The organism is Neisseria sp. P0017.S009 (genome assembly GCF_051957375.1).
In the GTDB taxonomy this organism is placed as follows: Bacteria; Pseudomonadota; Gammaproteobacteria; order Burkholderiales; family Neisseriaceae; genus Neisseria; species Neisseria perflava.
On sequence record NZ_JBQCWL010000002.1, the window covers coordinates 433,361 to 447,255 of the forward strand.

Below are 13,895 nucleotides of genomic sequence, written 5' to 3' on the forward strand. Positions count from 1 at the left end.
TGATTTTTAACAAACAAAGTTAAAGAGAAACGATGCAATGAAAACATTCACACTCGCCATTTTGCCTTTGGCGTTAATTAGTGCATTCTCACACGCAGCTGAAGAGAAAGCAGTTGAGCAGGCTGAAGTCGATACCGTTTACGTTACTGCCGAGAAGCAGTTGCAGCAATCGCTCGGCGTATCGCGTATTTCGAAAGACGACATTGACAAGCGTCCGGCCGTCAACGATATTTCCGAATTTGTCCGCACCATGCCGGGCGTCAACCTGACCGGCAATACAGCGACGGGTCAGCGTGGCAACAAACGCCAAATCGACTTGCGCGGTATGGGCCCTGAAAACACATTGATTCTGATTGACGGCAAGCCTGTGAACTCGCGCCAATCCGAGCGTATCAGTATGCGCGGCGAACGCAATACGCGCGGCGACAGCAACTGGGTGCCGGTTGAAGAAATTGAATCCATCACCGTTTTGCGCGGTCCGGCGGCAACGCGTTATGGCTCGGGTGCGATGGGCGGCGTGGTCAACATTGTCACCAAAAAAGTACCGAAAGAATTCAAAGGATCAGTGAACTATTACACTAACCAGCCGCAAGACAGCAAGGAAGGGGTAACCAACCGTGTCGGCTTCAACCTTGGCGGGCCGATTATCCAAGACGTATTGGGCTTCCGTATCTACGGCAATTTCAACAAAACCGATGCCGATTCCACAGACATTAACCGCGATTCTATCACCACTGTTACTACGAAAAACGGCCCGATACGGGAACGCGGACGTGTCGTTGTGCCTGCCGGACAAACCCGCACTGTTACCAACACCACCTATGGAGCGGCAGGGGTGGAAGGTGTGAAGAATAAAGACATAGCCGGCCGCCTACAATGGAAAATCAGTCCGTCACAAACCCTGATTTTAGACAGCAGCTACAGCCGTCAGGGCAATATCTACAACGGCGATTCGCAAAATTCCAATGCTGCCAATACACGGACCGTCATTACAGATACTGCCACAGGCGTGGTGATTTCCGACACCGATTCGACCCTGCGCGAAATTTACCGGAGCGGCATTAAGGAAACCGCTCGCCTCTACCGTTCCTCCTACGCCCTGACCCATGACGGCGCGTGGGACTGGGGCGACACCAAAAACGTATTGAGCTACGAACGCACCACCAACAGCCACCTGCCCGAAGGTTTGGCAGGCGGGCCTGAGGGCAGCTATGTCGGCACGGAATACGTCCAAAGCCGTCTGAAAAACCTGCGTTTCAGCAGCGAGGCCAACATACCGTTCAAACTCGGCGTAGAAAACGTACTGACCGTCGGTGCGGAATTTACCGACAGCAAACTGGACGATCCCTCATCCAACCGCCAAGGCTTTACCGACCAAGGCCAAACATCGACCTTCCCGGGCGTTTCCGCCATACGTGGCGGCAAAACATCGCAGCAGAACAAGGCAATCTATGTCGAAGACAATATTTCGCTGACCCCGTCCACCAAACTGATACCGTCCCTGCGCTACGACCACAACAGCAAAAGCGGCGGCAACTGGAGTCCCGCGCTCAACTTCTCCCAGCAGATCGGCGCAAACTGGCTGGTCAAAGGCGGCATCGCGCGCGCCTACAAAGCCCCCAACCTGTACCAAAGCAACCCCGAATTCATCCTGTACACGCGCGGTAACGGCTGCCCCGTGGAATTGGGCAGCGACCCACACTGCTACTTTATGGGCAATGCCAACCTAAAACCCGAAACCAGCGTCAATAAGGAAATCGGCATCGAATTCGAAAAAAACGGCTGGCAGGCCTCGGCAACCTACTTCCACAATGCCTACCGCAACAAAATCATCACCGGCACGGAAATCATAGCCCGCAGCAGCACCAGCTCAGGCATCCTCTACCAATGGGACAACTCACCGAGGGCGACTGTTTCCGGCCTGGAGGGCAACCTCGTCATCCCCCTGCACAACACGCTGAAATGGAGCAACAACTTCACCTACATGCAGAAATCGGAAGACTACAAAGGCAACCCCCTGTCGCTGATTCCGAAGTTCACTATCAACAGCACGCTGGCCTGGACGCCGAACGAACGCTTTGACGCCAACCTGACCTTCACCCAATACGGCCGCACCAAACCGCGTTCGGTCGCCATCAACAACATCGAACAAAGCGGCAGCGGCGGCAGCGGAGAAACCCTGGCTTCAGCCCGCAACCAAACCGTTTTGGGCGGATACAGCATCTGGGGCATCAACGCCGGTTACAACTGGAACAAACGCGTGGCCGTGCGCGGCGGCATCAGCAATCTGTTCGACAAAAAACTGTACCGCACCGGCAACGGCGCGCAGACCTACAACGAGCATGGCCGTGCCTTCTACGGCAGTTTGAAAGTATCGTTTTAAGTAGAAGCGTATTAAATCAGGCCGTCTGAAACGGTGTGAAATGAAATCTAGGATTTCTGACACATGGTTTCAGACGGCCTTCTGATTTTAAATTTAGAAGTATTTGTTGTTACGGAATTTGCTTCTCTTTTTGGAAAAGTAAAAGGGCGGTTTTGCCGCCCTGAGAATACAAACTACTTATTCGACCCAAGTCACCATTTCATCAATCGGCTTGCGTGATTTTTTAGTGATTTCTTTGGCGCGATAGCCGAATGTTGCCGCTACGGATACGCCCCATTCGTTGGCATCAAACAGGCCTTCTGCTGCCAATACTTCGTTCATTTTGTCGTAGTTGAAGCCTTCGATTGGGCAGGAATCGATGCCGATGGCCGCTGCACCTGTAAGCATATTGGCCAAAGCAATATAGGTCTGCTTGCCGCTCCAGTCAAAGAGTGCGCGTTGGTCGTCGGCAATTTTAATGTCGGTTTCTTGGAAGCTTTTGTATCTTGCCAATGCTTTTTCCAGTTGCTCTCCTTGCAGGCCCCTGCGTTCGGCAACACTGCGGAAGAACGGGGTATCGTAACGGGCATTTTTCTTGGCAAGGATAATCACCAGATGGCTGCAGTCATCCAGTTGCGATTGCATCCCCCAGCTGAAAGGCTTGATTTTCTCACACAGGGCTTTGTTTTGAATCACCAAGAATTTCCATGGCTCGGAGCCGACGGAGCTTGGGGAGAGGCGGGCAAATTCTAGAATCGCTGCAAAATCTTCTTGGCTGATTTTTTTGTTGGGATCGTAATAACGGGTGGAGCAGCGATTTTCGAATACTTGCAGCATTTGTTCGCGTGTAATTTGATTCATCTGGTTTTCCTAATAAATGAAGATGTTATTCCAATATCCGGTTCCTTTTGAGGCATCATTACCGGCATAACCTTAAGGAGGAAACAGGCTGGGGCAACACCATGTTAAATCAAACCTGACGGTCAGGCTATCTTTTAATTCTGAATTTCGCAAAAAAAATTCGATAAATATCAATATCAATACGAAAAGGCCGTCTGAAACTTTAAACGTTAAAGTTTCAGACGGCCTTTGATTTCAAATCCTAATTACAGATGAGGATTAATCAGGTTTTCTGGAGAGAGGATGCGGTTGAGCTCTTCTTCGCTCAACAGGCCGCGCTCCAGTACGACTTCGCGCACGCCTTTGCCGGTTTGGGCGCAGATTTTTCCGACCAAGTCGCCATTGCGGTGGCCGATGTATGGGTTCAGATAAGTGACCAAACCGATGGAGTTGAAGACGTAGTGTTCGCAGATTTCGCGGTTGACCGTAATGCCTTTGACGCATTTGTCGGACAGGTTGACCGCGGCATTGCCCAAGAGGGAAATAGTTTCAAACATACATTGGGCGATGACCGGCTCCATAACGTTCAGCTGCAACTGACCTGCTTCGGCTGCGAAAGTGATGGTGGTGTCGTTGCCGATGACTTTGAAGCAGACTTGGTTGACGACTTCGGGAATCACGGGATTGACTTTGGCAGGCATAATGGAAGAACCGGCCTGCAATTCAGGCAGGTTGATTTCTTTCAAACCAGCGCGCGGACCGGAAGAGAGCAGGCGCAAGTCGTTACAGATTTTAGACAGTTTGACGGCTGTGCGTTTCAATGCGCCGTGTACCATCACATATGCGCCGCAGTCGGAGGTCGCTTCGATCAGGTTTTCAGTCAGTTTGCAAGGCAGGCCGCTGACTTCGGAGAGTTTCTCAACAACCAAAGCCGCATAGCCTTTAGGCGTATTCACGCCGGTACCGATGGCTGTGGCGCCGAGGTTGACTTCAAGCAGTAGGGAGCGGGTACGGTCGAGGTTGAGGATTTCTTCTTCCAACAACACTTGGAAAGATTGAAACTCTTGTCCGGCAGTCATCGGCACGGCATCTTGAAGCTGGGTGCGGCCCATTTTCAAAACATCTTTAAACTCTTCGGCTTTTGCGGCAAAAGAGTTTTTCAAGATGGCCAGTTTGTCGAGCAATTCGCCGATGCTGTAATACACGGCAAGGCGGAAGCCGGTAGGGTAGGCGTCGTTGGTGGATTGGCTGGCGTTAACATGGTCCATCGGATTGACGATGTCGTAGTGGCCTTTTTCGTGACCCAAGACTTCTAATGCGAGGTTGGCAATGACTTCGTTGGTATTCATGTTGACCGAAGTACCGGCGCCGCCTTGATAAACGTCGGACGGGAATTGGTCGAGGCAGCGGCCTTTGACCAATACTTCATCGCAGGCTTTTTCGATGGCGGCCGCGATTTCCGGCTTGATGGCACCCAATGCGCCGTTGGCTTGCGCGGTGGCTTTTTTAACCATGACCATGCTGCGGACAAATTGCGGTACGTCGGAAATTTTTTGCGTGGAAATTTTAAAGTTTTCAATGGCGCGCAAAGTATGGATGCCCCAATATACTTCAGCAGGGATCTCGCGGTCGCCCAATAAATCGTGTTCGATTCGTACAGTCATTTCTCTTACCTTCTCGTATAGTTGTGTTGGTGTGCGTTATGCGTTTGGAACATTAGCCCAGTTTGGCAAGATTGTCCAGTCGGTAAGGCTTAATCGTCAGGGTGAAGGCGCGCTGCTTCGCGTTCCTTGGCAACCGTATCTTTGTCTTTCAGCTTCGCACCCAGGCCCAACATTTTTTCATATTCGGATTGTGGCGTTCCGTCATCCTGCATACCGAACGCGCTGGCGTTGACCCAGAGGGCGAGCAGGGAAACGATAATGGCGAAAAAGCTGACGATATACCAAAACATTTTTTTCTTCCTTGTGTGTCTGCGTGTGCAGATTGTTGTGGTTTGTAAAGATGTGAATGTAGCACAAACGCGGTTGGGTTTAAATTCTTCTCCCGCATCCTTTCATTGATTTACCTGTAATTGTTTAGAAAGGAAAAGGCCGTCTGAAAAGTAAGACTTTTCAGACGGCCTTGGGGGCTTTGTCGGGAAGATTAGCCGCCGCATGCGCCGCAGCAACCGCCTTCGCCATGACCGCCGCGTTTTTCTTCGTTGTTGATAACGGGCAGCTCGGTTTCTTCGGTTTGCTCTTTTTTATCTTCAGGCAAATCGTTTACTTTGATTTTGTTTTCTTCGGCCATGATACATCCTTTCAATGGATTGAGGAGTGGAAAGATTCATAAAGATAGCATCTTTAAACGAATAAACCAAGCAGCACAAAACTGCCTTGTGATAATGCCATGACTTGGAACAATAAATTTGCTTGTAAAAGCGTTAAGGCCGTCTGAAAAAATCCAAAGAGGAGTGTTGGTTTTATGGTTTGAAATGGCAGCAGAAAGATTTAAGAATGCTTGATTTGAAGGGATAAACTGACATTGATTTCAAAAAACAATACAATGTTATCATCATCTGGAAACAGCCAATTTATCGGAGCATATATGTATTCACACCACAGCGAACGCCATTTCAGCGACCGCAACAACTGGCTTCGGGCAAGCGTATTGGGTGCCAATGACGGCCTGATTTCCACTGCCTCGCTGTTGACGGGCGTAGCCGCTGCCGCGCCTGATTTCCAAACCCTGCTGTTGACGGGCGTTTCGGCGCTTATCGGGGGCGCAGTATCAATGGCGGCGGGGGAGTACGTTTCTGTGTCCAGCCAATCGGATACGGAAAAAGCCGATTTACACAAAGAGCGTTTTGAGTTGGCAAATAATCCTGATGCGGAGTTGGAAGAGCTGACGGAAATTTACCGCCTCCGCGGTTTGTCCGATGCGCTTGCCGCAGAGGTGGCCAAAGCCTTGATGGAACACGATGCGCTCGCCGCCCACGCGCGTGACGAAATCGGCATTACCGAAGCTTCTTCCGCCCGTCCCATGCAGGCTGCGCTGGCTTCTGCCGCTTCATTTTGTGCCGGCGCGATTTTGCCGTTACTGGTCGCATTGACAGCTTCTAGCGCCATTGTTCCGGCCTTGGCAGTTTCCACTTTGTGCGGACTGGCAGGACTAGGCTATGTCTCCGCCAAACTCGGTGGCGCGCCTGTTGTTCCCGCCGTTTTGCGCGTGTGCCTATGGGGCGTTGCGGCATTGGTGATAACCGGATTTATTGGAAAACTGGCCGGCGTGGCCGTCTGAATGTAAGGGCTTATATTCTTTTAAACCTGTATCCAGTAAAATTGAAAATCTATTTGATCGCTAAAGGCCGTCTGAAAATTTTTCAGACGGCCTATGGTGCTTGTATTTACTTACTTACAAACTGTTTTGTCATGACCTATCCGATTCCCAAACCTCGTGAAAAATCCCGTTGGCTCAATCTGTCTCAAGGCTCGCTGCCCTTGGCTTTGGCGCGTTATCTGCCGCATAAGCAGCTCAAGGTTGTCTTGACCCAAGATGCGGAACAGGCGCTACGCCTTCAGACGGCCTGGCTGTTTTTCCGTCCGCACGATACGGCGGTATTCCTGCCGGACTGGGAAACGCTGCCTTACGAGCGTTTTTCACCGCATCAGGATTTGGTGTCGGAGCGCTTGTCAGCATTGTGGCAGATTAAAAGCGGCACTGCGGATGTGTTGTTCGTACCGGTTGCCACGGCGATGCAGAAGCTGCCACCCGTGCCGTTTCTGGCAGGGCGTACGTTTTGGCTGAAAACAGGGCAGACTTTGGATATAGGCCGTCTGAAAAGTGATTTGGTGGATGCAGGTTATAACCATGTTTCCCATGTTGTCGCGGCAGGCGAGTTTGCCGTGCGCGGCGGTATAGTCGATTTGTTCCCGATGGGCAGCGAAATACCGTACCGCATCGATTTGTTTGACGATGAAATCGACAGCATTAAAACCTTCGATACTGAAACGCAACGCACCATTTCCCCCGTTTCCGAAATCCGCCTGCTACCGGCGCACGAGTTTCCCACCGACAGCGAGGCGCAAAAGATTTTCCGCAGCCGCTTTCGTGAGGAAGTCGATGGCAATCCGAACGATGCCGCTGTGTACAAAGCCGTCAGCAACGGCCACTTCGGCGCGGGCGTGGAATATTATCTGCCGCTGTTTTTTGAAAACGAGCTGGAAACGCTGTTTGACTATATCGGCGAAGATGCGCTGTTTGTCTCTTTGGGCGATGTTCATGCCGAGGCAAACCGTTTTTGGAGCGACGTCAAATCGCGTTACGCCATGGCACAGGGCGATGAAACATATCCGCCTTTGCTTCCACAGCATTTGTATCTCTCTTCTGATGTCTTTGCAGGCCATCTGAAAAACTACGGACAAGTGCTGCCCGATGTTTCCGGCAAGGAACACACCCTGCCCGACCTTGCCGTCAACCGCCAATCCGACGAGCCGTTGCAGGCATTGAAGGATTTTCAGACGGCCTTTGAAGGACGGATTTTGCTGTGTGCCGAAAGTCTGGGACGGCGCGAAACCATGCTCGGTTTCTTGCAGCAAAACGGCTTAAAAGTCAAAAGTGTATCCGACTGGCAGGGCTTTTTGTCGGCACATGAGCCGCTGATGATTACAGTGGCGCCGTTGGCTTACGGGTTTAAATTAGAAGATCAAAACATCGCGGTCATTACCGAATCCGATCTTTATCAATATGTTGCCCGCTCACGCAAACATCATCGTAAGAAACACGCCGCCGTTTCAGACGGCCTGTTGCGCGACCTTGCCGAAATCAATATCGGCGATCCTGTTGTACACGAAGAACACGGCATCGGGCGCTATATGGGCTTGGTCACAATGGACTTGGGCGATGAAACCAACGAAATGATGTTGCTCGAATACGCGGGCGAAGCGCAGCTTTATGTGCCTGTTTCGCAGCTGCATTTAATCAGCCGCTACTCCGGTCAGGCGCATGAAAACGTTACTTTGCACAAGCTCGGCAGCGGCGCGTGGAACAAAGCAAAACGCAAAGCTGCCGAAAAAGCGCGCGATACCGCCGCCGAGTTGCTCAATCTCTACGCCCAACGCGCTGCCCAATCGGGATACAAGTTTGAAATCAACGAGATGGACTATCAGGCGTTTGCCGACGGTTTCGGCTATGAAGAAACCGAAGACCAGGCCGCCGCCATTGCCGCCGTGATTAAAGATTTGACGCAGGCGAAACCTATGGATCGCCTCGTGTGCGGCGATGTCGGCTTCGGCAAAACCGAGGTCGCCCTGCGCGCCGCGTTTGTGGCGGTAATGGGCGGCAAACAGGTCGCCGTACTTGCCCCGACCACGCTTCTGGTCGAGCAGCACGCGCAAAACTTCGCCGACCGCTTCGCCGATTTCCCCGTGAAAGTCGCCAGCCTTTCGCGTTTCAACAACAGCAAAGCCACCAAAGCCGCGCTGGAAGGCATGGCGGACGGTACGGTCGATATCGTTATCGGCACGCACAAATTGGTGCAGGACGACATCAAATTCAAAAATTTAGGTTTAGTGATTATCGATGAAGAACACCGCTTCGGCGTGCGCCAAAAAGAGCAGCTCAAACGCCTGCGCGCCAATGTCGATATCCTCACCATGACCGCCACGCCAATTCCGCGCACCCTCAGCATGGCGCTCGAAGGTCTGCGCGACTTCTCGCTGATTACCACCGCACCCAGCCGCCGCCTCGCCGTCAAAACCTTTGTCAAACCCTTCAGCGAAGGCAGCGTGCGCGAAGCCGTGTTGCGCGAACTCAAACGCGGAGGACAAGTGTTTTTCCTGCACAACGAAGTGGATACCATCGAAAACATGCGCGAGCGGCTGGAAACCCTGCTACCCGAAGCCCGCATCGGCGTGGCGCACGGACAACTGCGCGAGCGCGAGCTGGAGCAAGTCATGCGCGACTTTTTGCAGCAAAGATTCAACGTGTTACTCTGTTCCACCATCATCGAAACCGGTATCGACATCCCCAACGCCAACACCATCATCATCAACCGCGCCGATAAATTCGGGCTGGCGCAACTGCATCAGCTTCGCGGGCGCGTCGGCCGCAGCCATCACCAAGCCTACGCCTACCTGCTCACGCCCGAATACATCACCAAAGACGCAGAAAAACGCCTCGACGCCATCGCGGCGGCAGACGAACTCGGCGCAGGTTTCACCCTCGCCATGCAGGATTTGGAAATCCGCGGCGCCGGCGAAATCCTCGGCGAAGGGCAGTCCGGCGAAATGATACAGGTCGGCTTCACACTCTATACCGAAATGCTCAAACAAGCCGTGCGCGACCTCAAAAAAGGCCGCCAGCCCGACCTCGACGCGCCGCTGGGCATCACCACCGAAATCAAACTGCACAGCCCCGCCCTGCTGCCCGAAAGCTACTGCCCCGACATCCACGAACGGCTCGTCCTCTACAAACGCCTTGCCGTCTGCGAAACCGTGCAGCAAATCAACGCCATACACGAAGAACTCGTCGACCGCTTCGGCCTGCCCGAACAACCCGTCAAAACCCTCATCGAAAGCCACCACTTACGGCTTGCGGCAAAAGAATTAGGCATTGATGCCATTGATGCGACCAGCGAAGCGGTAACGGTAACCTTTGGTAAAAATAACAATGTCGATCCAACCGAAATCATCCTGCTGATTCAAAAAGATAAAAAATACCGCCTTGCCGGAGCCGATAAGCTGCGATTTACCGCAGAGATGGAAAATATCGAAGTGCGGATTAATACGGTGAAGAACGTATTGAAGACTTTGAAAGACAGGGTGATAGCAAAGTAGAGGCTAGTGAAAAAAGGTCGTCTGAAATGATTTTTCAGCTTTCAGACGACCCTTTATAAAGACGATATGGAATATAAAAGCAATTAATCTTGTCAAATCTTTTAACCGCGTGCGTCCCAAACGTTCACTATAAATAGACTTCATGTAGGCTATGACTTGCTTAAACGCTCCGTCATCGCAATTTATTGTTATTTCAACGATAATATCGGGTTACAATCTAACATTTAGATTAAATTTATTCAGACAAACAATTATTTGGAGACAATAAAATGCTAGATGAAAAAAATAAGCTAATTTTTCAAACTTGTTTATTGCTGGTTCGTCATATTACAAATTTAGTTGAACACGAAAAGAGTACAGGAGTACGAATAGGTTACCATAGCCGAATATTCGATTCTTTATTACACCCACAAGAGTATTTTATTTCTTTAGGGAAATCAGAAAAATTATTAGATGGGGTTCAGGGTCGTATTGAGCACGTTGTCCCTTGTGCGTATATAGTTGAAAAGCTTGAAGAGTTAATTAAGGAGCAAAAATATACACAAGAAGAATTGGCGCATGCATTACAGAAAAATTGGAAGGTGGCACATATTACGAAAGAAGAAGCAAAGTTTATGGACTTCAATTTAAAACTCAAATCCACCATGCCAAAAGATTGGGATTTTATGACAGGAAGGCCTGAAATTAGATTGGAAGCAGCAGGAATCAGATTAGTCCCTAACAATCCACATTAAACAACACACGCTCATATTTACGTTGTTTATTTCAAGTGGCACACGATAGCAAGCCATAGCCTGCATTAAACCTGTAGGCAGGGTGTGTGCGGTACGCACGCGAGCTTTAAGTGTAAATATAGAAGCAGTATAAAAAGGTCATCTGAAAATAAATACAATAAAGGCCGTCTGAAAAATTTTCAGACGGCCTTCCTATTCCGGCAATATTTCAAGATTTTTCTGCGCAGAAAAAGGAATACAGCAACTGTATCATCTTGGTTACCCTCGGGTCGGCAATGTAATATTGCCGTTCCCGATGGTTCACTTCAAACGATACCAAACCGGCTTCACGCAGTAGGGCTAATTGGCTGGACATTGCCGCTTGTGGCAGTCCGGATGATTCAGCCAACTCGGTTACATTGTGCGGCCTTTCATGTAGTTTGCACAATACGGCGAGGCGGTTGGGATTGGCCAGTAGTTTGAGAAAAGCGGTGGCTTCTTCGTAGGGTGGTTGATTGTCGGCAGTGGTCATTTTTCACGCTTGTCGGCAAATGAGGAGGTCGAATTATCAGTCATAATAGTCTTAGCAGCAACTTTCAGACGGCCTTTGCTTAATGATTCCATGGCATTTTGGCCAGCAGGCGTGCCATGCCGCAGAATCCGGTTAACCCCGCCGTTAACAGGCCTGCACCGACCATTACGTCTATCAGATAAAACCAAGGCGATACCAGCCAACCTGCCAGCACGCCCAACAGAATCAAACTGCCCGCAATGGTTTGCACCTGCCGCATGATGTCCGGTGCGGCACGGTCGGCAACAGTAGGAAGCCCTGCAGCCTTCCATGCCTGTAAGCCGCCTTCTAGAATATAGCATTCTCGACCTTGGCCAAGCACTGACAATATTGTTTCTGCCCGTGTTGTACGTTTGCCGCTCAGGCAATAAAAAATCAGGCATGGGGCTGTATCATCGGGCAGTTTGTCTCGCTGCTGTTCAGGCGGAAGGGATAATGCACCGCCAATATGCCCGCCCCGATATTCGGCTTGGCTTCGGATATCGACTGCCAACGCGTCCTCACGGATTTTTGCCGTAGCTTCGGAAGGCGTGATTCGCGGGAGTTGTCCGACCGTACTCATGTTTTGTCTTCGTTATTTTTTGTTGATGCGGCAGGTGTTGATGCCCAATAAGCTGTACAGTGCGCAGTTGCCAATCAGTGCTGTGCCCAGAGGGACGATGCCCAGCCAACCCCACCAGCCAATTTGTCCGGTAGCGGCTGCAGCAATCAGCGCTACGCCGATAACAATACGGATTACGCGATCCAAAGTACCCAAGTTTCGTTTCATTTTATTGCTCCTTGTTTCAGAATGAATTGTCTATCAATAAATATATATAACAAAAATCATATATGAGAAATATTATAGCTTTAAAGATGACTTTGTCAAATGGTTTACAGTAAAAGTGTAATGAATATTTGGATTGTATTTTTAAACTCCAACGTCATGGTTAAATGTAAAAATACAGCCTTATATTTTCAGACGGCACTGGAGATGATCTATATAATATTTTATTTATATTGGAAGAATTGGTAGTCAGTTTTCAGAAGGAATCAAATCATGACCGATTTGGAAAAGAAGCCCAATGGAGAAGATTTGAAGACTGGATAATCCGTTGTGTAACTAGAAAGGGAGAGGAGATACTTTAAAATCAAATTGTCTACGAATTATAAAAGGCCGTCTGAAAACTGAATTTCAGACGGCCTTTGGTTTCTTTATAACGTCGTTCGTATCATCAGAAACGATAGTTCACGCCCAAGGCAAACTCGCGGCCGCGTTCGTAGAAGGGCATGCGTCCGTTGCCGTCAGGGAAGCGTTGGCTGTGCGAACGGTATTGCTTGTTGCCGATGTTGTTGACGGCGAAGTTGACGTTCAGGTTGTCTTTTTTCAGCGGCTGCCAGTTGGCGTAGATGTCGTGTACGCCGTAGCCTGATTTCTTGCCGTGTATCGTGCCTTGTCCGCGGGCGACGTCGGTGTATTTCACGCTTTGGGCGTAGCGGCCGCGCCAGCCGATTTCGAGTTTGGGGTTTTCAAACTGATAAGACAGACCGGTCAGCCATTGGCGGCCGGTGTTCCAGAAGGTGAACGAGCTTTCGTGGTCTTCCGCTTGAATCGGGCTTTCGCCGTAGTACATTTCGCCGTTCAGACGGGGTTTGACGTAGGACACGCCGGCGCGCGCGGTCAGACCGCCCCAGCGGTAGGATGCGTCAAGTTCGTAGCCGTAGGTTTTGAGCGTGCCGCCGTTGTAAATCTTGCCGCGTTCGGTGATGGAGGCGGTGTTGTTGTTGATTTTTGCCCAACGGTAGACGATGAGGTCTTTGATGCGTTGGTGGAACACGCTGCCGCTGACGTTGAAGTTATCGTTGCGCCATTTGAAGCCGAGTTCGGCACGGCGGGCGGTTTCGGCTTTGAGGTTGCTGTCCAAATCGGCGGCGGCGCCTGCGCGTTCGTTAGCCAACAGGGCTTCGTTCAGGCGGGGCGCGCGGCTTGCCTGATTGAGGTTTGCCAAGAGCGAGAAGTTGTCGTTGATGTCCCAAATCGCGCCGATGCTGGGGTTGAGCTGGCCGTGGGACGCGCTTTGTCTGCTGGCGGCGTTGTATTTGAAATGGTCGTAACGCAGGCCGGTGGTCAGGGTAACGGGGTGCAGGTTCCAGATACCTTCCGCGTACACGCCGTATTCGGATTTCTTCTCTTTGTCGCGGTCATACAGGCCGAGAATCTTCAGCCACGCGCCTTTGTCGGACGGCTCGGAGGTTTCGTGGCGGTAGTTGACGCCGTATTTCACCATGTGTCCGTCGCCGAAAGAGCTGGCGAGGTTCAGATTCGCGCCGGTTGCTTTGATTTTGCTTAACTCAAGCTGGCCAATGGGAACGCCGCCTTGCGCCGTGCCGGAAGCTTGGGCTTTTGGAGAAGGAGCGCCTTTAGGCGGTTTGGTGTCGTCGGTGTTGATTTGGAAGACATTGGCGTCGATTTTGTCGATGAAGCCGACGTTGCGGCCACGGTATTCCAGATTGTAGGTCTGCTCTTTTTGATAAGGGTATACGGATTTAATGGTTGATGGGGCACCTTCACCCCATCAATCTGATACCACCCTCAGATGGTTGATAGATCG

The 13,895-nt window shown here is 50.8% G+C and carries 11 protein-coding genes and 1 pseudogene; 4 read left to right on the forward strand and 8 right to left on the reverse strand.

Going from position 1 to position 13,895, the window contains the following annotated elements; all coding sequences use genetic code 11:
• The first annotated feature begins 37 nt into the window (after positions 1-37).
• A complete protein-coding gene (locus ACTHTG_RS04320; protein ID WP_308538498.1) occupies positions 38-2,383 on the forward strand; it encodes a FepA family TonB-dependent siderophore receptor in 2,346 nt (781 codons plus the stop codon).
• A 177-nt stretch (positions 2,384-2,560) separates the two neighbouring features.
• Here ACTHTG_RS04320 and ACTHTG_RS04325 read toward each other — a convergent pair whose 3' ends face one another.
• The 4 genes from ACTHTG_RS04325 to ACTHTG_RS04340 form a co-directional block, all read right to left on the reverse strand.
• Positions 2,561-3,223 (reverse strand): NAD(P)H-dependent oxidoreductase, encoded by a 663-nt coding sequence (locus ACTHTG_RS04325; RefSeq protein WP_070588404.1) that lies wholly within the window; start codon positions 3,221-3,223, stop codon positions 2,561-2,563.
• A 245-nt stretch (positions 3,224-3,468) separates the two neighbouring features.
• Positions 3,469-4,866: an aspartate ammonia-lyase gene (gene aspA, locus ACTHTG_RS04330; RefSeq protein ID WP_049336813.1), complete on the reverse strand. Its 1,398-nt coding sequence runs from the start codon at positions 4,864-4,866 to the stop codon at positions 3,469-3,471.
• Positions 4,867-4,955: 89 nt separating this feature from the next.
• Positions 4,956-5,156, reverse strand: coding sequence for a hypothetical protein (locus ACTHTG_RS04335; RefSeq protein WP_004519993.1), 201 nt, complete (start codon positions 5,154-5,156; stop codon positions 4,956-4,958).
• 191 nt (positions 5,157-5,347) lie between these two features.
• Positions 5,348-5,494: a hypothetical protein gene (locus tag ACTHTG_RS04340; protein WP_049336812.1), complete on the reverse strand. Its 147-nt coding sequence runs from the start codon at positions 5,492-5,494 to the stop codon at positions 5,348-5,350.
• A gap of 297 nt (positions 5,495-5,791) precedes the next feature.
• On the opposite strand from ACTHTG_RS04340, the gene ACTHTG_RS04345 reads away from it, so the two are divergent.
• The 3 genes from ACTHTG_RS04345 (at position 5,792) to ACTHTG_RS04355 (ending at position 10,754) form a co-directional block, all read left to right on the forward strand.
• Positions 5,792-6,484: a VIT1/CCC1 transporter family protein gene (locus ACTHTG_RS04345; protein ID WP_004519991.1), complete on the forward strand. Its 693-nt coding sequence runs from the start codon at positions 5,792-5,794 to the stop codon at positions 6,482-6,484.
• A gap of 131 nt (positions 6,485-6,615) precedes the next feature.
• Positions 6,616-10,020, forward strand: coding sequence for a transcription-repair coupling factor (gene mfd / locus ACTHTG_RS04350; protein ID WP_049336826.1), 3,405 nt, complete (start codon positions 6,616-6,618; stop codon positions 10,018-10,020).
• 269 nt (positions 10,021-10,289) lie between these two features.
• A complete protein-coding gene (locus ACTHTG_RS04355) occupies positions 10,290-10,754 on the forward strand; it encodes a hypothetical protein (protein ID WP_049336811.1) in 465 nt (154 codons plus the stop codon).
• A 208-nt stretch (positions 10,755-10,962) separates the two neighbouring features.
• On the opposite strand, the gene ACTHTG_RS04360 is transcribed toward ACTHTG_RS04355, so the two are convergent.
• From ACTHTG_RS04360 to ACTHTG_RS04375, 4 genes and pseudogenes are all read right to left on the reverse strand, one after another.
• The gene (locus ACTHTG_RS04360; protein WP_049336810.1) at positions 10,963-11,265 is read right to left on the reverse strand and encodes an ArsR/SmtB family transcription factor; all 303 of its coding nucleotides are present in this window, start codon (positions 11,263-11,265) and stop codon (positions 10,963-10,965) included.
• A 79-nt stretch (positions 11,266-11,344) separates the two neighbouring features.
• Complete coding sequence (locus tag ACTHTG_RS04365) at positions 11,345-11,866, reverse strand: rhodanese-like domain-containing protein (RefSeq protein WP_049336809.1); 522 nt, start codon at positions 11,864-11,866, stop codon at positions 11,345-11,347.
• A gap of 12 nt (positions 11,867-11,878) precedes the next feature.
• A complete protein-coding gene (locus ACTHTG_RS04370; protein WP_003746314.1) occupies positions 11,879-12,073 on the reverse strand; it encodes a YgaP family membrane protein in 195 nt (64 codons plus the stop codon).
• A 445-nt stretch (positions 12,074-12,518) separates the two neighbouring features.
• Positions 12,519-13,817 (reverse strand): annotated as a pseudogene (locus tag ACTHTG_RS04375) (TonB-dependent receptor domain-containing protein); the annotation flags it as partial.
• Positions 13,818-13,895 lie beyond the last annotated feature (78 nt).